Raw genomic sequence first — 21090 nt, forward strand, 5'->3', positions numbered from 1 at the left:
AGAGTAGGTCATTGCCACGCCGTGTGTTTCATGTTATTCCGCAATAGCTCAGCTGGCAGAGCGCATGACTGTTAATCATGATGTCGTAGGTTCGAGCCCTACTTGCGGAGTTTTTTTTATTTACAGGAATGCCGTTTTAGCTCAGTAGGTAGAGCGCTTCCATGGTAAGGAAGAGGTCGTCGGTTCGATTCCGACAAATGGCTTAATCAAATACCGAGATAAATGGCTATATATCAGCGTTTGTAGCATCTTATGAAGATGTTGCAGACGCTTTTTATTTTGGCTCTAAAATAAATAAGGTTGATGAAACACTTCTCGTCATCAACCTCATTTATTATAAAATCTTTTTTATTCTCCAATTTTTTCAATTAAAGATTCTTGTAATACTTTAGAGTAATTGATGTTTATCGCTAATGCTTGTTCATTTAACCAAACTGGTATAGTTAAAGTCTTTTTACAGATTTTGTTCGTTTAGTTAAATCAACTTCAGTTTCGATAAGAATGGGTGATGCATCAGAATAATCAAGATCTGAAATTTGACGAGCACTAGGTACTCTTTCACCATTTTCAAGTAAATCTAGAATATATCCTTCAATAGCTTCACGAGAATTAATTAATAACTCCTCTAACGTATCTGCTTGAGTAGAACATCCAGGTAAATCAGGGAATTCAATCCAATATCCATCTTCTTCATGTAACAATCCTGGAAAAATATATAACATAATGAGACCTCCTTTTATTTGCAGAAAGAGGAGAGGCTTATTCCAGCTCCGTTCTCTTTAGAATGGCATTTAACAGTCCAACTTTTATTTCTTTGCCTTGAACAGGAATAACTTCACGTTGATTGCCTTTTTTCAAAATATGATGACTGCTATTGATTCTTGATAATTCTCAACCGTTTTTAAGTAACAGTTTAGGTAAATCCTTATCTTTCGTGCCATCCCCCTTTCTGCAAGTAAATCACAGTACGTATATACGTGCAATTTGAAAAGTTGGCTAAAATTTGAATGATACTTATTAAAAATTTACCATAACAAAATTTAGTCTCGAAATCGAAATATTTATCTTGCTTTATATTCAAGTAAGGTTTAGAATGAAAAGTGGAGAAAACAAACGACATAGATAACAAAAAGGAAGTGGACATTTTATGACAGAAAAACAAGATGTTTTATTTGGATTAAATACATTTGGCGATATCGCAACAGATAACAACGGCAAGTTACTTACAGATGCTGAATCTATTCGATTAGTGGTAGATGAAGCAGTTTTAGCAGACAAATTAGGTATTGATGTGATTGGGATTGGTGAACACCACCGTGAAGAATATGCGATTTCATCCCCTGAAACTGTCTTAGCAGGTATCGCAACCAGAACAGAACAAATTACTTTAGCGACTGCTGTTACGGTATTAAGTTCAGATGATCCCGTTCGTGTTTACCAACGATTTGCAACCGTTGATGCTTTATCTAATGGGCGCGCACAAGTCATGCTAGGTCGTGGTTCGTTTACAGAATCCTTCCCTTTATTTGGTTATGATTTACAAAACTACGAAGAATTGTTCGATGAAAAAATAGAAATGTTTTCAAAAATCTTAGAAGAAAAACCATTAGAATGGCAAGGGCAATTCACGCAATCCCTCTACAAAGAAAATATCTATCCTAAAACAGAAAGTGGAAGATTAGATACCTGGGTAGGTGTAGGTGGATCACCGGAATCCATTGTCCGTACTGCACACTATGGCTTTAAATTAATGCTTGCGATTATCGGTGGCGATCCGATTCGCTTTAGATCTTATATTGATTTATATAAACGTGTTGCAGAACAATTAGGCAAACCAATTTATCCAGTTGGTATGCACTCACACGGATTAATTGCGGATACTGATGGGGAAGCGATTGATTTAGCTTGGAAACACATCAAGACTTCATTTGATAAGATTGGTCGTTCGCGTGGTTGGACACCAATGACGAAACAACAATTTGAACATGAAGTTGAAACAGGATCTTATTATGTCGGATCAGCAGAAACAGTCGCAAAGAAAATTGCATCTACTATTGACCGCTTAGGTGTTGCACGTTTTGACTTAGTTTACGGAGCAGGCCAACAAAGTGCCGATGTGCGTCGTAAAATCATCGAATTATATGGACAAGAAGTGATTCCACAAGTAAAAGAAATCTTATCAAAGGGGAAATAAAATGACGAAATTAGGCATTTTAGGTGCAGGTAAAGTTGGAATTGTCTTGGCTCAACTAGCTGTCAAAGCTGGTTACGATGTCATCATTTCTGGTTCAGGCCCAGCTTCAAAAATTGCGCTAACCGTTGAAGTCCTAGCCCCCGGTGCAATTGCCTCTGATTCAAAGACTGTTGCCCAAGAAGCAGATATTATTATCCTAGCCCTTCCTTTAAGTAAATATCCCAGCATTGATCCCAGCACACTTAAAGGTAAAATCGTGATTGATGCGATGAACTATTGGTGGGAAGTTGATGGAGTTCGTGAAGATTTCTCAAATCCCCTACAAGCTACCAGTGAAATCATTCAAGAATATCTTAAAGGCAGTATCGTTGTAAAAGCCTTTAATCATATGGGTTACCATGATATTTATGATGAAAGTCGTATCGATCAAGACGAAGATAGAAAAGCCATTGCCGTAGCTGGAGATAACAAAGAAGCTGTGGATATCGCGATGGACATTGTCACCAAATTTGGCTTTGATGCTTTATTTATTGGTAGCCTGGCAGACAGTATTAAACTAGAACCAGGCAGTAATGCATTCGGTGCGAATGTCACCAAGGATGAACTTCAATATATTATGGATCACTTCCATGAAAGTGAACTCGGCCAAAAAGTTCTCGAAGCCCATCAAGCAAATAAATAACTTAAAACCCCGTAACAATTCCATTAATCGAAATCGTTACGGGGTTATTTTATTTACTTTGACTCGCTATTTGTTCAATACGCAAATCAGCCAATTTAGCTTTTACCATCTCAATGACTGATTCGGCATCTTCAGGATTATTCACCACATCATAGCGATCAATATCAATGGTCAAGACTTGTGAAGCTGAATAATAATTTTCTACCCAGTCATCGTAGCTAAACCATAAAGTATAGTAGTAATTCATTAATTTAGGATCTTGCTCAAAATCACGACCACGCATTCCAATACGATGGATGATGGTCTCGAAAGATCCGGTCAAATAAACCATTAAATCAGGGCTCTTTTTAGGTAATTCATCCAGTTCTTCCATCATATTATTGAGTAATTTTTCATAAATATGGAACTCAGTATCCGAAATATTCCCTAAATCATTATTCACCTTACAAAAATACCAGTCTTCGTAAATCGAGCGGTCAAGAACATTATCTTGATTAATTAGCGCATCCTTAATGTTTGAAAAACGACTACTTAAAAATTCTAATTGCAACAGAAATGGATAACGTTTGGCTGCTTGTTCTTCAGCTGAAGCCGTGTAAAATAGTGGAAGAATATGGTTATCGTCCACATTTTCATAAAATACCTCACTTTCTAACGCTTCCGCAATAATCTTCGCAACACTCGTTTTTCCAGCACCAATCATGCCACCAATAACAATAATTGTCATCTACCCCTCTCCTAATCCAATATCTATTCAACACAATATGTAGTGTTATGAATTATAACACACCACAACATATTGTTCAATACAAATAAATATCACTGGTTGTTAAAACGCAACTTATAGATTGTAGCATAAATATTTACTTTAATACATAAAAAATACATCCGATTTATAATCAGATGTATTGAATAAATATCTCTTATTCTAATTCAAGTACGAATAGTGACGCTTGGAGTTCTTTTTGAAAATCATCAGAACGCCATTCTCTTTGATAACCTAAACAGTTACAAATATAAGTGATACCGTCACGCTCAACTGTTCCACGGTAATGCACATGGCCCATTGAGCTATATTTAATAGGGTAGTCACGGTGTATGTCATCAAAGTCATCTGTAGCAATAAATGCGTTAAAAAAGTCAAATGGTTCATGTGGCATTGGAACGGTGAAGTCCGGGATGGTTACCATATGTGTGACTAACACGACATCACGGTCACCAACTTTTTCTAAATCTTTTTTAACGAGATCAGCAAAATGCTTCGATAGTTCGCGGTCGGTCATTCCCCAGCGCGCATTGAGTTTATCTTGCCAAGTTCTTTCACCATAAATGCCTTTATCCAATTCTTCTTCAGTAAACTGCTGACCATGAATGGCATGGTTATACCAAGCGGAATGTCCCACTAGGGCATATTTATCAGATAGGATGACAGGGGATTCTAATAAAGATTGTGAGTGATCAACATAGTTTTGGTACACTTTCATGCTATCTTTATGGACGAGGTTTTTCTCCCAATAATCATGGTTGCCTGGCACGAAATAGACAGGGACGTTTAATTGTGCTTGTAGTTCTTCAACGAAAGGAAAGGTTGTTTTATGGCTGTTTGAAATATCTCCACCAATTACAAGTGTATCGAGAGAATTTTCTGTTACTAACTGCTTGATGTTTCCAAAAAAATCTTCTTTGGTTAAGTTTTCATATGTATCATAATGTATATCAGAGATTAGCCCTAATTTCATGATTCATCTCCTCTTTAAAATGGTTAGTTTAATTATTTAAATAGATCGGTGGGATGGCATTAAATAATTTTTGGGTGTAAGTTTCGCGTTCATGGCGTTTTTCATCAGCGGCATCAAAGACTTCGACTAATTTACCGTGGTGCATGACTGCGATGCGGTCACAGAAATATTCGATAACGTTTAAGTCATGGGAAATGAATAAGTACGTTAAGGAATATTTGGCTTTTAAGTCGTTCAGTAAATTTAATATGGCTGCTTGAATCGAAACATCTAAAGATGACACCCCTTCATCAATAATTAAAAATTTAGGTTTTAAAATAATGGTACTTGCGATGGCTATCCGCTGTCTTTGGCCACCACTTAATTCATGTGGATAGCGGGAGTAATATGTTTCGTCCAACTCTACATCGTGGAGTGCTTGAATAACAAGTTCTTTTCGTTCTGCTTTTGTTCCAATTTTATGGATGGTCAATGGTTCCATAATACTCCAGCCGATTGTTTTCTTAGGATCCAAGGTACTGTAAGGGTCTTGGAAAACCATTTGTAGATTTTGATAGACTTGCCGTCTTTCGCGAGGATTCATTTTAAGTAAACCTTGACCTTCAAAAAGAATTTCGCCTTCTTCAGGGTTAACGAGTCCCATAATGGAATTGGCCACCGTTGATTTACCTGAACCAGACTCCCCTACGAGACCAAAGCTTTCACCGCTTAGAATGGCAAGGGATAAGTCATCGATTGCTTTTGTTGTAGAAGCTGATTTTGGTTTAAATAAAGCCCCGCTTTGGCTAAAGGTTTTAGATAAGTTATTTATTTCAAGCATGACTGCCATTAAGACCAACTCCTAACTTCGGGAAACATGGCTTTAACTTCTTGTTTGTTATCTTCGGTAAGTTTAATGTAAGGCCATTTTCCTTTTTCTCTTTCATCAATCGAAGGGACTCTAAAGGGGATGCTATATAACTTTTTGCCCTTATTGATCAGGCTTGGGATGGCGTTTAATAGACCTTTTGTATAGGCATGTTGAGGGTTCTCGATGACTTGTTGTGTAGGGCCTGTTTCAACTACGCGGCCCGCATACATGACATAAACCCGGTCTGTCATATTGGCTATCACGCCCCAGTCATGGGAAATCAACATCAGGGCATTCCCTTTTTGCCTTGTCAGTTGACTCAGAATTTCAAGAATTTGTTTTTGAATGGTGGTATCTAAAGCCGTTGTAGGTTCATCGGCAATAATTAATCCAGGATTAGCAATAATTGCCATACAAATGACCACACGCTGGCGCATTCCACCAGATAATTCATGTGGGTAAGAATGATAAACCCGTTCAGGATTGACAAAACCGACTTGTTTAAATAAATCAAATACCATTGCTTGTCTTTTTTCAGCAGACAATTTTTTATGGATGACTAGCACTTCTTCGACTTGGCGGCCTATTTTTAATAAAGGGTTGAGCGATGAAAGAGGGTCTTGGAAAATCATAGAGATTTCATTTCCACGGATTTTTTGCATCATTTCGGTGTTTTTAAAGTCGATGGCTTTCCCATTGTATTCCATCGCTTTGTAGCTGCTGTGGGCATTTCTAGGTAAAATACCTAAAATTGTTTTAGCGGTTAAACTTTTCCCACTACCAGATTCGCCAACGATTCCAACGACTTCGTTTTTGTTAATGTGGAGCGACAATTGCTCAACAGCAGGGTAAACATGGCCTTGTATGAGAAAATCAACATTTAAATCTTCAATGTTTAACACACGTTCCATCTAATCACTCCTTTTGTCTTGCATTTTACGAATACCGTCGCCTAGTAAGTTAAAACCAAAAACGAGTAAGGTAATACAAATACCGACTGTCATAATATACCAAGGTGCTTGAATCATATGCGGTCTGGCTTCACTTAACATGCGACCCCAAGATGGATCAGGTGGCTGTACCCCTAGTCCTAAATAACTTAAGCCTGCTTCTGATAATACAACTGTTGAAAAAGACAGTGAAGTCATGACGATAATTTGGGTGGTAATGTTAGGCAGGATATGATGCCAAATAATATGCCAGTGGCTGGCACCTTTTATTTTACTCGATTTAACAAAGTCGAACTCCTTAACCTGTAAGAAGCCTCCACGAACAATACGTGCAAAGCTTGGAATCCGTGGAACGCCTAAAGCTAAAATGGTATTGAAAAGACTGGGTTGGAAAATGGATACCAGCATAATGGCAAATAAAATCCCTGGAATGGCTAACATGGCATCCATTAAACGCATTAAAACTTCATCCAGCCAACCGCCACAGTAACCTGCTAAGGCACCTACAACCAATCCGCCCAATAGTCCAATTCCTACCGCACTAATGCCTACTTGAAAAACGGTTTGAGTAGCTTGCATCAACCGTGAAAAAATATCGCGGCCAAAATTATCTGTTCCAAACCAGTATTTACTTGATGGCGCATGGAAGCGGTCGGCTGTAATCATGTCATTAGGGTTGTAGGGTGTGTAAAAGAAACTGATGATCATCGTTATTAATAAAATAGCGACAATTGTCCCACCAATAATTAAGTTGTAATTTCGCCGTTTACGTTCCATTCTATCTACCTCCCGTCTTAATGCGAGGATCAATTACTTGGTAAAGAATATCCACGACAAAATTGGCTAAAATAATAATCACAGAAATAAATAACACTAAGGATTGGATAAGTGGAAAATCCCGTGTTTGTACAGATGAATTTAGCAACGAACCTATCCCAGGTAGGGCAAACACATTCTCAATGATGATACTCCCACCGAGTGTATCAGCAACCATTAGTCCAAAAATGGTAATAACGGGTAAGGATGCATTTTTTAGAACGTGGCGGTACATGATGCGATTATCATCGGCGCCTTTTACAAGGGCAGTTGTTACATAATCGCGATTCATTTGATCAGCTACCGAATTAGATAAATAACGAATAATAACAGCGATATTGGATATGGCAATCGAGATAGATGGGAGGACCATTGACCGTAAATGATCAAAGACACCATCAGATAAACTTTTATAGCCAAAAGTAGGCAGCCAACCTAAGTTGACCGAAAAAAATAAAATTAAGACAAAGGCTAACCAGAATGATGGAATAGATATCCCAAGTTGACTTATTGTATTCGCAATGGTGGATACAGCAGTCCCTTCATAGCGTGAAATAAATATCCCAATTGGAATTGCGATAACGATGGTTATGAGCAATGAATAAATGGTTAGGGATAAAGTAACAGGAAGCCGGTCGGCAATAATATGCGCAACCGGCTCTCTGTATCGATATGAAGTTCCTAAATCACCTTGGAAAATACCACCGATCCAGTTAAAGTATCTTGTGTGTAAAGGTTCATTTAAACCTAATTGCTCTTCAAGTACTCTAATTTGTTGAATATCGGCATCTGGACCTAATATAGCTTGTGCTGGATTACCTGGTAAAATGTTAAAAATTAAAAAGATAATCAAAGAGACAAGCAACAAGGTAAACAGAGTCGATAACAACTTATAAATGAATCGACGCATGGCGTTTTCCTCTCTATTTAATGACTAAGTGACAGACTAAATTATTCTACAATTCGTAAATCTTCTAAGTTAAATTTTTGAGCTGGGAATAAACCAAGACCTTCTAAATCAGCTTGCATCGCTGTAATGCGATTTGGATCAAATAAGAAGACAGAAGCAGCATCGTCAACTAAGATTGTTTGAGCTTCTTTATAGTAATTTGCATTGGCTTTTTCATCTAATTCTTGAATAGCACTATCAATGGCATTGTTGTAGTCTTTGTTGTTGTAGTTTACGAAGTTACGGTTATAACCTTCTCTAAAGCGGATTAACACATCATATGGATCGATTTTACCTGTTAAACCAATTAATGTCGCTTCATGATCAAAGTTTGTATAAACTTCCTCTAACCAAGTACTCCATTCAACCGGTTGGATTTCCATTGTGATACCCACTTGTGCTAATTGATTAGCTAACACTTGAGCTGTATCAATATAGAATTGTTCATGACTTGGCGCTTTCATTGTGAATGTTAAGTTTTCTTGTCCAGCTTCTGCTAATAATTCTTTAGCACGTTCTGGGTTATAAGCATAGACTTCTTGTAAACCTTCTTGGTAGTAATAGTCCATAGCTGGTGAGAACATGGAACCTAATTCAACAGCGTTACCTTGGAAAACAACATCGATTAATTCTTGTTTGTTAACAGCAAAGTTGATTGCTTGACGAACACGGACATCAGAGAAAGGTTCGTGGTTGTGGTTTAACCCAAAGATAACAACCATATTTTGAGGTCCTTCAACATAATTCATTGAATCGCCTAATTGAGCTTTACCTTCAATATTTGTTCCTGCAATATCAATTTCACCTGTTTGTAGAGCTAATGTAATTGTCGCAGGATCTTGCATTAATACCCATTCAACACCAGCAATTTCTGGAACTTTTCCATCTAAATAGTAGTCATCGTTACGTTCCATAACTAGGCTTTGACCTTGATTCCATTCAACAAATTTAAATGGACCTGCACCAATTGGAGCAGAAGCTTGATCAGTGTAGTCTGCAGGCATAACAGGCATTAAGGCACGTGCTAAAAAGCCTGAGTCAACTGATTCTAGGGTAATTTCTACTGTATAGTCATCAAGGGCAGTGATGCTTTCAACAACTTCCCATTTAGAGCTTGTTGCTTCTTCGCCATTAAGTCCTGCTAATGGGCTATAAGACCAAACAACGTCATTGGCAGTTACAGGATCGCCATTATGGAAAGTAGCGTCTTGTACAAGATGAAATGTATAAGTTAGACTATCTTCAGAAATTTCCCAACTTTCAGCAAGGTTAGGAATAATTTCACCTGCTTCATCATAGTCAATTAATCCATCATGCATATTGTCTAACATTGAGCCTGTATCAGTACCTGAAGAAAGATGCGGGTCTAAACTATCAATTTCAGACACCATTGCAATACGAACAACACGATCAGATTGAGCATGAACGGTAGTTCCAGCTGGAACGCTAGCTAATAACAGAGCAGCACTTGCTAAAGTAGCATAAACTTTAGTTAATGATTTTAACATAAACAAACTCCTTAAATAAATTTATACTGTTATCTTAACATTGTTTTGTAAATTTCCGATATGATTCTTGTAAATATTAGGTAAATAAATTATTGTCAAAGAGCTGTATCAAGTGAATTTAGCACCGCTTAATGGAATGGCTAGTGGTCTAATTTACATTAATGATATTTATTAGAGGAAGAAATAAAGTGGTTGTTGGAAATGGTGAAAGTTCTTTTTGCCAAGCCCTCTTTTTATATGTATAATACCACAATTCGATGGTGGTTTTAATGTTTATTGCCTAATTTAGTTTAGATTCGATTAGTTGAGATAAGGTATGTTAGACTTAGTTGAAAAGGGGGCAGATGATGAAAGAATCACGTCGTAATTGGACATTGATTGTGATAGGGTGTTTGTTTATTTTTTCAGGTTTGGCATTATTTTTATTTCCACTGACATTTTTCTACTCTTTTGTAGGTTTGGTTGCTTTTATCATTAAGGCATCCGCTGGTTCACGTATTTTTAAAGCAATAACGAGTCAAGACGATTTTCGAACGACGCGTGATAAAACATTGATGATAATGGTTGGGCTGTTGCAAGTCATTTTTGCAGCTTGGATGTTCATTTATCGCGATACAACGATTGACTGGTTATTAACATTAGTAGGTTATTATCAAGTTATTATGGGACTCATCAGTTTGATTTCATATGCCTTGCTTGTTCGTGATCAAGCCAAGCGTCGTTTTCACCGTTTAATCTATGGTCTAGCACATTTGATTTTTGCGATGTTTAGTTTTACGGCAGATGAAAATGGAAGGAATATAACGATTATTTTGGGCGTTTATTCGATATTTATTGGATTAACTTACTTGAATGATGGGCGGGGTGTGTTTTTACCAGCAGAAACGGAAAATAGGTTGAAGCGTAAAATTCGTTTCCCACTCCCGATTATTTTTAATGCTTTGCTTCCGACGCAAGTCCTCAATCGGATTAATCATTTCATCGAAGGTGAGTTGGATATGGATGTTGAATTGGAACAGCATGCACAAATTAAATTGGACCATTTACATGAGCCGTATACGCTGATGCAAATTCTAATTCATACGGGGAGTAATGCTTTTGATGTGATTGGTCATATGAATATTGTTTACCAAGATAAGGTCTATTCATATGGAAATCATGATATTGATTCGCGCTTTTTGTTTGATGCGATTGGTGATGGGGTTTTGGTCACTGTGGATAAAGAGGCTTATATTGATTTTTCAATTAAAAATGGTGATAATCTCGTCATTGAATATGATGTTTTATTGAACCAAGATCAAGCCGAAGCGCTAGAAGAAAAGTTGGCAGAAATGACTTCCGTGTTAGAGCCTTGGGAACCTACGACAAAAGAGCAATTAGCGAGCTATGGTGGTAAATTAATGCGTGCTATTCCTGAAGCACAATTTTATAAATTTACTGAAGGTAAGTTTAAAACATATTTTGTCTTTGGTACAAATTGTGTCATGTTATCTGATGAAATTATTGGTACCAGTGGATTAGACTTATTTCTGTTGGTCGGTATCCTAACACCGGGAACTTATTATGACTATATCGAAAAAGAAATTAATAAAGCGAACAGTATTATTATTAGCCGTAAGGTTCATCATAGCCGTCTACAAAGCTATTTGGAAGAACATCTAAATTAATCAAAATTTTATAGACAAAAAAATCCGACCGTTTAAAGGATGGTGTAAAGAACGGACTAGCTCGAGTAGCCAGACGCGTCGTGAGACAAGGCTCACGACGGTTCCACTATCCTTATAAACGGTCGGATTTTCGACATGCTCTACCACTCTGTTCAAGAAGAGTGATTTAATCAACAAATAATAAATCATATTGTGATTGGTACAAGCGGTAATATAGACCGCGTTGCTGCATTAATTCTTCATGGCTACCTCTTTCTTGAACGGTTTGGTTAGCAATGTAGAATATTTGATCACTATTTTTAATGGTAGATAAGCGGTGGGCAATAATAAAGGATGTACGGCCTTTCAACAAGCGTTGTAAACCTTCCTGTAATAATTCTTCGGTCTTCGTATCAATACTTGAAGTGGCTTCATCTAAAATTAAAATAGCTGGGTCAGCCAGTAACGTTCTTGCAAAGGCTAGTAGCTGTCTTTGTCCAGAAGATAGGGTACTTCCACGTTCTTCAACGACCGTATGATAACCATCTTTTAGTCCCATAATAAATTCATGGGCATGAACCGTTTTGGCTGCTTCAATGACTTCTTCTTCTGTCGCATCAAGGCGTCCATAGCGAATATTGTCTAGAATTGTTCCTGAGAAGACAAAGGTATCTTGAAGCATGACACCCATTTTTTCGCGTAAGGAAGAAATGGTCACTTCACTAATATCATAGCCGTCTACATAAATCGTTCCTTCATTAATGTCGTAAAAGCGACTTAATAAGTTAATAATGGTTGTTTTACCTGCCCCTGTCGGCCCAACTAAAGCAATTGTTTGGCCTGCTGGAATGTCAAAACTCACATCACGGAGGATATCTTTTCCTTCTTCGTAACGGAAGGTAACATGATCAAATTTGACATTTCCTTCGATTGGAGGAAGCTCAATGGCCCCTGGTTTGTCTTGGATTTCAGGAACGATATCTAAGGTTTCAAAGATTCGTTCTAGGTAAGCTGTCGCCGTAATTAAGTTATTGTAAAAGTTACCAATATTGATAATCGGATTCCAAAAGTTGTTGATATAGGTAATGAAGGCAATCAATGTCCCTGTCGAAACTTCCACTCCAATTTGTCTAATACCAACAAAATAGACGATACAGGTCGACATCACGGCAATATTTTGAACAGACGGCCACAAGGCAAATTGAATCTTAACAGCTCGCATAAAGGCATCATAGTTTTCTTGTGACTGCTCTTCAAAAATCTCAAAACGTTCATGTTCACGCGCAAAAGATTGTGTGATTCTTATACCAGCGATACTTTCATGGATATAAGCATTCAAATTTGATTGCTTGTTACTTAGGTTTTGATAGGCTTTACGCTGATGTTTTTTAATAATCATAACAATCGCAAATAAAACTGGCAGTAGAATTAAGCTATAAAGCGTTAATCTAAAGTCGAGAGCGATCATAAAGGCTAAGGTAATGATAATGTTGAAAATATCAGAAATTAAGTTCACCACACCATTACTCAATAAATCACTTAAGGTATTAATGTAGTTAACGACCCTTGTTAGGATTTTACCGTGTGGTCTGTTATCAAAATATGAAAAAGGTAAGCTTTGAATATGAGAGAAGATATCATAACGCATATCCACTAGGACATCTTGACCAATTTTAGTAATGGCATATAAACGATAATATAAACCGACACAGGCAACAATAATAGCAACGGTAAACATGGTTGAGTAACGTAAGAGGACTCCAATATCTGCTTGTGGAATAGCCGTATCAATGACAACTTTTGTAAAATAAGGTCCTAACATCAAGGCGATGTTAGAAATTAAGATGGAAATCAATACTTTAAGAATGGTGCCTCTATAAGGAATCAAATACTTTCCGACACGTTTATAGTCTTCGGGTCGAAACTCTTCTTCTAGAGTCTCATCTTCATTATATAGATTACGAGCCATTTATTTCACTCCTTCCAAGCCGAGTTGTCTTTGGTAGACATCATAGTAATGGCCTTGTTTAGCAACTAATTCATTATGGGTTCCCTGTTCAATAATCCGACCCTTATCTAAAACTAAAATTAAATCAGCATCGCGAACTGAAGAGATACGGTGGGCAATAATAAAGGTTGTTTTCCGTTGTGTCATCCGGCTTAATTCCGTTTGAATTTTAGCTTCTGTTTCCATATCAACGGCAGAGGTCGTATCGTCCAAGATGAGGATCGATGGGTTTTTAGTCAGCGCACGCGCTAAACTGATCCGTTGTTTTTGTCCCCCTGACAAGCCAACGCCCCGTTCACCAACAATGGTGTCGTAACCTAATGGCATTTGTGAAATGAATGAATCGGCATCTGCAATTTTTGCCATATTACGAATATATTCACCATCAGCAAATGGGTTTCCAAAGGCAATATTGTCAGTAATCGTATTTGAAAAGAGAAAGACATCTTGCATAACCATAGCGATATTTTCTCTAAGTTGACGGACAGGGTAGTTTTTGATGTTCTTCCCATCAATCAGTACTTCACCTTCAGTTGGATCATAGTAGCGTCCAATAAGATTAACTAAGGTTGATTTACCCGCTCCTGTTTCACCGATAATACCAACAGTCATGCCACTAGAAATTCTAAAATCAATGTCCGTTAGGATATTGGTGTTAGGATCATCTGAGAAGTGGAATGAAACATTTCTAAACTCGATATCACCATTCAGTTTTAAGCTGTCTTCATCAATATCAATTGGGATTTGTGGTTTGCGTTGTAATAATTGACGAATTTTGTGTACAGATGCTTGAAAACGTTGGTAGTCATTGACAAGCCAACCGATCATCCTCATTGGATTATTTAACATCCATAAGTAACCATTGAAAGCAACCAATTCTCCCAGTGTCATTTGTTGGCGGATAACCAAAAAACCACCAAATAATAATGTAATAACACTTAAAATACTAGCTAAAAATTCTAAAGCAGGAAGGTATTTTTGAGACACTCGCGCCAAATCTAGATTACTTTGACGATAATTTAAGTTATACGTAGTAAACTTTTCTTTTTCGAACTCTTCACGGGTAAAAGCTTTAACAACCCGGTTACCACCGATATTTTCTTCTACCATTGAATTGAGGCGGGAGAAACTTTCACGGATTTCATAAAACTTCGGATGGCTTTCGTTGGACAGTTTCATGGCTAAATAGAAAATCAGCGGTGTAACTGCAACGAGTGCTAACATTAATTGCCAATTGATAAAGGTCATAATAATGACAGCTGTTAAAAACCAAATGAAAGACTCTAAAATATTATAGCTTGTCCATGAAACAAAGTGACGAACGGCTTCTGTATCACCAGTCATCCGTGCCATAATATCTCCAACACGCGTATGATTAAAATAATCGAAATCGAGTTCATTTAATTTTCTGTACATATCTTTTCGCAGTTGATGCAGTGTGCGTTGACCAACCATATCGAACATGACTTGGTAACTGTAGCGGATGACAGTTCGAACTAAAGTCAATCCAATCATCGTAGCAAGAATTGGAACAAGTAAATCAACTTGTTGGTTATTAATAACTTGGTCAATTAAAATACTACTTAGATATGGATTAATAATTACCATGATAGAGTTCATTAACAGCAAAAACAGGGCGAAGGCAATCCAACCCTTATGTTTTTTTGTGTAATTCCAAACCCAAGAAAAATGATTCATATGCGACTCCTTTACTGACTTTATTTACTTTGTAAGCTTACAAGATTTAAATCAGTTTAAAATGGATAAAACAACTTAAAAAAATGTGTTATTTCAGCATTTTTTATGATAATATCAGTCTTTTTCTGAAAAAAATATTTTTTTTAGTCATTTATTTGATACGATTTTATGCCTTAATTGTAGTATAATAAGAAAAGACTTAGGAGGTGACTGAATGAACTATTTTAACAGTCAAACATTTAATATCGATATACTCTATGCCTTTGATTCATGGAATGAAGAAGGAAATCATAACAGTTTACACCACCATGATTTTTTTGAGATCACTTTGATGTTAGAAGGCGAGGCAGAATATTTTATTGAAGGGGTAGAACAAACCGTTTACCCTGGGATGGCACTTTTGTTCAATCCTGGACAAAAGCATTCTGAAAAACAAAAAGTAGGTACCCACTCACATCAGCTCCATATAGGGATTACGAATTTTTCAACAAACCTCCAGCAAAGAAATCATATGCCTAACCAACAAGTGATTATTCACTTAACTACTTACTATCAACAAGTTTATGATCGGGCTTGGAGCATTATTCGTGAGCTGAATGAGCAAAAGCCAGACTACCAACTTTATTTAAAAGCTCTAACCATGGAGTTAATGATTTTACTAACGCGACAAATTACTGAAAATAATCAAGTAAACGCCAGTAATTTAACTAAAACAGAACAAAAGCAAAACTTTTTAGTGGAACTTGCGATTGCTTATATGAAGAAAAACTACCAAGATGAACTGACGTTAGAAAATATTGCTCGTGAACTTCTTGTTAGCCCGACTTATTTGTCTAAAATATTTAAAGAAAAAACGTCCATGAGTGTGATCAGTTATCTAATCAGCATTCGCTTAGCCAATGCCGCTGAACGTTTAGCCATTGAAAATAGTTCCATCAAAGATATTGCCCGAGACGTCGGTTATCAAGACGTCTACCACTTTTCAAAACAATTCAAAAAACATTACGGCGTGGCACCTTCTAAATACAAAAATACCCTCGATAATAAATAACGCTGATTAATTCAATGCATGGAGGTACTGACAGTGAAAAAGATTTTGATCACAGGAGCAGCAGGGAGTATTGGGCAAGCATTGGTCAAACACTTAATGACAAGATATGAATTATTAGCTGTTGATCAATCTTTTGAAGCAGTAGACGATAGTATTTTTCAAACAACTGATACGAAGGTTTTGGATTTAAATCAAGCCAGCACTTGGGAAGGATTATTAGATGAAGTTGACTTTGTTATTCATCTAGCTGCCAACCGTAGTCCTCAAGCAGCTTTTGATGATTTAATTCAGCCTAATTATTTTATGCCCTATTATTTATTTGAAGCAGCAAGAAAAGCTAACAAACTTCAACGGATCATTTACGCCAGTTCAAGTCATGCAGCAGCGAATTATCCAGTTAATAAGCAAATTAAAGTGAGCGATGAACCGCGCCCAACGAGTTACTATGGTGTTTCAAAATTATTTATGGAAGATTTAGCGAATTATTTTGCTTACCACTATCAAATAGAGTCCATTGGCATACGTATTGGTAGCTATAAGGAAGAAAATCAAGTAAGACCATTAAAGAGTAATCAGTTTTCAAAAATGCTGGATTATCGCGATTTTAATCATCTAATCGATTGTTGTTTAACAGCTGACTTATCTCAACCAGCGATTGTTATCAATGGGGTTTCAAATAATGCGATAACTAGATTAGACTTAGAGTCAGCCCGTCAATTAGTGGATTACCAACCAACTTATGATGCTTTTGACCCCTATGGAATGTCTAAGTAGATAAAGTCCACAAAAATGTGTAAAAATCATGAAAGGACGAGGCTGAAGTTTTAAACTCGTCGCAGCAATAACGCCACTTTTGGTATTCGTTGAGGAAACGATTGGTTAATTCATGCCTACGACGACTCAATCAATTTACGCAGTCTCTAGGGCTGACTCCCTAAGCAGAACTAAGTGCTTTAAATTGATATTTATTATATTATTGAATAATAGATAATGACACTTTATTGATGGAGGGAATTAAATGAAGAGAATTTTAATAACGGGTGCAGCTGGAACGATTGGCCGGGCTTTAGTGCAGCATTTAAAATCAAGTTATGAACTGCTAGCTGTGGATCAAGGTTTTGAAGGTGTAGAGGCTGGGCTTTATCAAGGAATTGAGACGCGAGCCTTAGATTTGGATGAAGAAAATAGCTGGAATGGTCTCTTAGATGGTATTGATGTTGTGATTCACTTAGCGGGTGAGCCAAGTCCGGAAGCAACATTTGAGGCATTGATCCAACCGAATTATTATATCCCTTATTATTTATTTGAGGCAGCGACGCAAGCTAAAAGCCTACAAAGAATTATTTATGCCAGTTCGATTCATAGTACGGGCAATTACCCTGTGGATATGCAAATCAAAGTAGGTGATGAACCACGACCGACTAGCTATTATGGTATTTCAAAGTTGTTTATGGAACATTTGGCTAATTATTATGCTTACAACCATCAAGTAGAATCTATCGGTATCCGGATTGGCAATTATATTGCTGAAAATGAAAGCGTTGAATTTACGGGACAGGTTGCTCAACTTGCTGAGATTCTTCATTATCAAGATTTTAATCACTTAATTGATTGTTGCTTGGAAGCAGACTTGCTTCAGCCGACAATTGTCATTAATGGGGTTTCCAACCATGCAATGCCGCGCTTAGATTTAGAATCTGCTCGTCAATTAGTTGGCTATCAACCGACTTATGATGCGTTTGAAGCGTATTTGAATACCAAAAAAAGTAAGTAGCACTTTAGGAGGGAAGGAATGTTTTATACTATCAGCTTAAAACCAACATTGGATTTAATTTTAGAAACAGAATCGATCCAATTTGGACAAGAGAATAAAGTTGACCGCCATCGTTATGATTTTAGTGGTGAAGGCATCAGCGTGTCTCGTATATTGAATAAAATGAACCAACGAAGTATTGCGACAGGTTTCTTAGGAGGTTTTACCGGGCAATATATTGTTGATCAATTGAATGAAGAAGGCATCGAGAATTTCTTTATTCTTCATGAACGTCCAACATCCATCAGCGTTGATGTTCAAACAGCGGATGGATTGACGACATACAAATCACCCGAATTTGAACTGAGTGAAGAAGCTATTCAAGAATTATTGGAATACCTAAGTGGCCATGTTACGGCCGATGACATGGTAATTATTAGTGGTGAATGTGTCCAAAATCAAATGGATAACGTGTGTCAAAAAATAACGGAACTATGTCAATATAATCATGCTGAAATTATCTTAGATATTCGTCCGATTTCGATGATGGACTACTTAGCCTATCATCCATTCTTAATGACGCCTACCATGAATGATCTTAGAGAATATTTTGATGCAGAAGTTGAGTCCATTGAAGAAATCGTTCAAAGTGCTAAGAAATTACAAGAACGTGGTGCCAGAAATATTCTTATTTCACACCAGTTACATGAAGCGATTTTACTAACGGAAGAAGGAAAGGTATTTATTAGTCAAGCAGCTATTGTTGAAGGAATGAGTGAGTTAGGGGTACGGGATTCCTTGTTAGCTGGTTTTGCTAAGGCATATGTCGAAAGTAAAGACTTGTCGACAAGCCTACAATTTGCTACAGCTGCGGCTTTAGCAACTTCTTTATCGGTCGACATTGCTGACCTAGCGAAAATTGAATCGTTTGTCGCTCAGATTTCTCTGTATGAATGGGAATAAATATCTGTTTTTTTAATTGTATTTGTAATTTTTTTCAAAGTTTGCTAAGATGTATCTACGCACAAGGGGTGCCAATCATTGGCTGAGATGGGTAAAACCGAACTCTTTAAACCTGATTAAGTTAGGACTTACGTAGGGATGTGGGGAGATATTTTTATCATACAATCGAGTTAAAAGCTCGTTTGACCTGCTTTTTTTGCGTACGCTTTGTGCGAAATAAAAGGGAGGTTATTTTTTTATGCCAAAAGCGAGTATTGCGCTTCAAATTTTGCCGTTATATACAGAAGAAAAAATCAGTTTGGATGCGGTCGATCGGGTGATTGAATTTCTTCGTAAAGAAGCAGCTCATGCGGTTGTCGGACCGTTTGAAACAACGATTGAAGGAGATTTTCACGATTTAATGTCTCTTTTAACACAAGCAATCGAAATAGCTGGCGAAGAAGGGGCTGCTATTTTTGCTAACGCTAAAATTCGTTACCATAAAGAAAGGCAGATGTTAAGCTCAGATGATAAAACAAAAAAATATCATTAATCGTCATGCACCGCTCATTCTAGGTGTAGGTTTGATATTGTTGTGGGAATTAGCGGCTTATTTTGGTTGGTTACCACGTTTCATTATCCCGAGTCCTTCATTAATTTTTCAATCTCTCATTGAAGATTGGAAAAACTTATTGTTTCATAGCAAGATTACATTGATACAGGCGTTTGTAGGTTTAAGTATTGGCATTGTTTTAGCCTTTTTCTTAGCGATATTCATGGATTTATTCGAATGGTTACAAAGAGCCTTATATCCTTTACTGATTATCACACAAACCATTCCGACAGTCGCTATTGCTCCCATACTCGTTTTATGGTTGGGCTACGATATGACCCCCAAAATAGTTTTAATTGTTATCACCACCTTATTTCCGATTGTTATTTCAATTTTAAACGGCTTTGCCAACAGTGATCAAGAAGCCATTCAATTGCTGCAGTTAATGGGAGCAAATAAGGTTCAGATCCTAAGCCATGTCAAGTTACCGGCAAGCATGCCTTACTTTTTTTCTGGTTTAAAGGTCAGTGTTTCCTATGCTTTTGTTGGTTCGGTGGTAGCGGAATGGCTAGGTGGTTTTGAAGGCTTAGGGGTCTATATGATTCAAATGAAAAATGCTTTTCGCTATGACCGTATGTTTGCGGTAATTGTTGTGATTTCATCCATAAGTTTACTCTTTATGTGGGTAACACAACAGATTCAACGGCTATGTATTCCATGGCTTTATCATGATAAAAAAATAACGATTTGGAGTCGATAAAATGTTAAAAAATGTATTAAAATATCTTAGTGTTTTAGTTCTTGCTGGAGTGTTATTGTCTGTAGCAAACCCAGTTGTTGAAGCTCAAAATAAAATTGATTTCATTTTGGATTGGGTACCCAATACCAATCATACAGGCTTGTATGTTGCTTTAGATAAAGGTTATTTTGATGATGCGGGAGTTGAAGTGGACATTAAACGTCCCCCTCAAGGAAGTACAACTGAATTAATCGGACTTGGACAAGCTGCTTTTGGGATAAGTTTTCAAGATTCACTCGCCCATCGTTTAGCAGCTGGTTTGCCAGTGACAGCTGTTGCGACCATTTTAGAGCATAATACATCAGGGGTATTATCCAATAAGGATGCAGGAATAATAGACCCCTTACAAATGACTGGTCATTCTTATGGGACATGGAACGATCCGATTGAATTAGCAATGCTAAATTATATCATTGAGAGTGAAGGGGGGGACTTTGAAGAAGTCCAATTAGTTCCTAATCAAGCCGACAATTCAGTGATTGGTTTAGCTAATAATATGTTTGATTCTGCTTGGGTTTACTATGCATGGGACGGCATTATGGCAGACCACCAAGGCGTGGAAACAAACTTCTGGTATTTTAAAGACTACGCTAGTGAGCTTGATTTCTACTCCCCGGTGATTATTGCTAATAATGATTATTTAGCAGAAAATCCAGACGAAGCCCGTGCGGTCATTCAGGCGATTAAAAAAGGTTACCAATATGCCATGGAAAATTCAGAAGAAGCGGCTAACATTTTAATGAAATACGCACCAGAATTAAGCGAACAGGCTGACATGGTGAAAGAATCACAAGAATGGATCAGTGACCATTATGCGTCAGATATCGACAATTGGGGCTACATCGAGGAAGAACGTTGGAATGATTTTTATCATTGGTTATTTGACAATGAATTAATTGAAGCAGACATTACTTTAGAACCACGCTTCACTAATGAATTTTTAGGGGAATAA

At 37.2% G+C, this 21090-nt stretch carries 21 protein-coding genes, 2 tRNA genes and 1 riboswitch; of the genes, 12 read left to right on the plus strand and 11 right to left on the minus strand.

Annotation, left to right across the window (positions count from 1 at the left end; genetic code table 11):
- Window positions 1–37: 37 nt before the first annotated feature.
- Window positions 38–110 (plus strand) — tRNA-Asn (locus ACTQ54_RS10635).
- A gap of 20 nt (window positions 111–130) precedes the next feature.
- Window positions 131–203, plus strand: a tRNA-Thr gene (locus ACTQ54_RS10640).
- Between the two features lie 240 nt (window positions 204–443).
- Here the strand turns inward: ACTQ54_RS10640 and ACTQ54_RS10645 are convergent.
- Window positions 444–722 (minus strand): type II toxin-antitoxin system HicB family antitoxin, encoded by a 279-nt coding sequence (locus tag ACTQ54_RS10645; RefSeq protein ID WP_441756717.1) that lies wholly within the window; start codon window positions 720–722, stop codon window positions 444–446.
- 37 nt (window positions 723–759) lie between these two features.
- Window positions 760–879 carry a type II toxin-antitoxin system HicA family toxin gene (locus ACTQ54_RS10650; RefSeq protein WP_441756832.1) on the minus strand — a complete coding sequence of 40 codons (120 nt, stop codon included), beginning with the start codon at window positions 877–879 and terminating at the stop codon, window positions 760–762.
- A gap of 268 nt (window positions 880–1147) precedes the next feature.
- Here ACTQ54_RS10650 and ACTQ54_RS10655 point away from each other — a divergent pair, with 268 nt between their 5' ends.
- Entirely contained in the window at window positions 1148–2194 is a 1047-nt protein-coding gene (locus ACTQ54_RS10655; RefSeq protein ID WP_441756719.1) for an LLM class flavin-dependent oxidoreductase, read from the plus strand.
- A gap of 1 nt (window position 2195) precedes the next feature.
- Window positions 2196–2876 (plus strand): NADPH-dependent F420 reductase, encoded by a 681-nt coding sequence (locus ACTQ54_RS10660; RefSeq protein WP_441756721.1) that lies wholly within the window; start codon window positions 2196–2198, stop codon window positions 2874–2876.
- 49 nt (window positions 2877–2925) lie between these two features.
- On the opposite strand, the gene ACTQ54_RS10665 is transcribed toward ACTQ54_RS10660, so the two are convergent.
- The 7 genes from ACTQ54_RS10665 to ACTQ54_RS10695 all read right to left on the minus strand — a co-directional run bounded on the left by ACTQ54_RS10665 (window position 2926) and on the right by ACTQ54_RS10695 (window position 9688).
- Window positions 2926–3603 (minus strand): deoxynucleoside kinase, encoded by a 678-nt coding sequence (locus ACTQ54_RS10665; RefSeq protein ID WP_441756723.1) that lies wholly within the window; start codon window positions 3601–3603, stop codon window positions 2926–2928.
- A gap of 196 nt (window positions 3604–3799) precedes the next feature.
- Complete coding sequence (locus tag ACTQ54_RS10670) at window positions 3800–4615, minus strand: metallophosphoesterase (RefSeq protein ID WP_441756724.1); 816 nt, start codon at window positions 4613–4615, stop codon at window positions 3800–3802.
- A gap of 28 nt (window positions 4616–4643) precedes the next feature.
- The gene (locus ACTQ54_RS10675) at window positions 4644–5444 is read right to left on the minus strand and encodes an ATP-binding cassette domain-containing protein (RefSeq protein ID WP_441756726.1); all 801 of its coding nucleotides are present in this window, start codon (window positions 5442–5444) and stop codon (window positions 4644–4646) included.
- On the minus strand, window positions 5444–6376 hold the full coding sequence (locus tag ACTQ54_RS10680; RefSeq protein ID WP_441756728.1) for an ABC transporter ATP-binding protein: 933 nt from the start codon (window positions 6374–6376) through the stop codon (window positions 5444–5446). The genes ACTQ54_RS10675 and ACTQ54_RS10680 overlap by 1 nt, the downstream gene beginning before the upstream one ends.
- Window positions 6377–7192, minus strand: a complete 816-nt coding sequence (locus ACTQ54_RS10685; RefSeq protein WP_441756730.1) for an ABC transporter permease — start codon at window positions 7190–7192, stop codon at window positions 6377–6379.
- 1 nt (window position 7193) lies between these two features.
- Window positions 7194–8141 (minus strand): ABC transporter permease, encoded by a 948-nt coding sequence (locus ACTQ54_RS10690; RefSeq protein WP_441756732.1) that lies wholly within the window; start codon window positions 8139–8141, stop codon window positions 7194–7196.
- Window positions 8142–8182: 41 nt separating this feature from the next.
- Window positions 8183–9688: an ABC transporter substrate-binding protein gene (locus ACTQ54_RS10695; protein WP_441756734.1), complete on the minus strand. Its 1506-nt coding sequence runs from the start codon at window positions 9686–9688 to the stop codon at window positions 8183–8185.
- Window positions 9689–10035: 347 nt separating this feature from the next.
- Here ACTQ54_RS10695 and ACTQ54_RS10700 point away from each other — a divergent pair, with 347 nt between their 5' ends.
- Window positions 10036–11355: an HdeD family acid-resistance protein gene (locus ACTQ54_RS10700; protein WP_441756736.1), complete on the plus strand. Its 1320-nt coding sequence runs from the start codon at window positions 10036–10038 to the stop codon at window positions 11353–11355.
- A 166-nt stretch (window positions 11356–11521) separates the two neighbouring features.
- On the opposite strand, the gene ACTQ54_RS10705 is transcribed toward ACTQ54_RS10700, so the two are convergent.
- Together ACTQ54_RS10705 and ACTQ54_RS10710 are read right to left on the minus strand one after the other, a co-directional pair.
- Window positions 11522–13303, minus strand: coding sequence for an ABC transporter ATP-binding protein (locus ACTQ54_RS10705; protein WP_441756738.1), 1782 nt, complete (start codon window positions 13301–13303; stop codon window positions 11522–11524).
- Complete coding sequence (locus ACTQ54_RS10710) at window positions 13304–15040, minus strand: ABC transporter ATP-binding protein (RefSeq protein ID WP_441756740.1); 1737 nt, start codon at window positions 15038–15040, stop codon at window positions 13304–13306. It abuts the gene before it with no gap.
- A gap of 214 nt (window positions 15041–15254) precedes the next feature.
- Here ACTQ54_RS10710 and ACTQ54_RS10715 point away from each other — a divergent pair, with 214 nt between their 5' ends.
- From ACTQ54_RS10715 to ACTQ54_RS10745, 7 genes are all read left to right on the plus strand, one after another.
- Window positions 15255–16091: an AraC family transcriptional regulator gene (locus ACTQ54_RS10715; RefSeq protein WP_441756742.1), complete on the plus strand. Its 837-nt coding sequence runs from the start codon at window positions 15255–15257 to the stop codon at window positions 16089–16091.
- Window positions 16092–16124: 33 nt separating this feature from the next.
- Window positions 16125–16865, plus strand: a complete 741-nt coding sequence (locus ACTQ54_RS10720; RefSeq protein ID WP_441756744.1) for an NAD-dependent epimerase/dehydratase family protein — start codon at window positions 16125–16127, stop codon at window positions 16863–16865.
- Window positions 16866–17109: 244 nt separating this feature from the next.
- Window positions 17110–17865: an NAD-dependent epimerase/dehydratase family protein gene (locus ACTQ54_RS10725; protein ID WP_441756746.1), complete on the plus strand. Its 756-nt coding sequence runs from the start codon at window positions 17110–17112 to the stop codon at window positions 17863–17865.
- Between the two features lie 18 nt (window positions 17866–17883).
- A complete protein-coding gene (locus ACTQ54_RS10730) occupies window positions 17884–18807 on the plus strand; it encodes a 1-phosphofructokinase family hexose kinase (protein WP_441756748.1) in 924 nt (307 codons plus the stop codon).
- A gap of 54 nt (window positions 18808–18861) precedes the next feature.
- A riboswitch (TPP riboswitch) is annotated at window positions 18862–18963 on the plus strand.
- 82 nt (window positions 18964–19045) lie between these two features.
- Entirely contained in the window at window positions 19046–19339 is a 294-nt protein-coding gene (locus ACTQ54_RS10735) for a thiamine-binding protein (protein ID WP_441756750.1), read from the plus strand.
- Window positions 19314–20099 carry an ABC transporter permease gene (locus ACTQ54_RS10740; RefSeq protein ID WP_441756751.1) on the plus strand — a complete coding sequence of 262 codons (786 nt, stop codon included), beginning with the start codon at window positions 19314–19316 and terminating at the stop codon, window positions 20097–20099. The genes ACTQ54_RS10735 and ACTQ54_RS10740 overlap by 26 nt, the downstream gene beginning before the upstream one ends.
- Before the next feature lies 1 nt (window position 20100).
- Entirely contained in the window at window positions 20101–21090 is a 990-nt protein-coding gene (locus ACTQ54_RS10745) for an ABC transporter substrate-binding protein (protein ID WP_441756753.1), read from the plus strand.

It is taken from the genome of Fundicoccus sp. Sow4_H7 (assembly GCF_052115865.1).
Classification (GTDB): domain Bacteria; phylum Bacillota; class Bacilli; order Lactobacillales; family Aerococcaceae; genus Fundicoccus_A.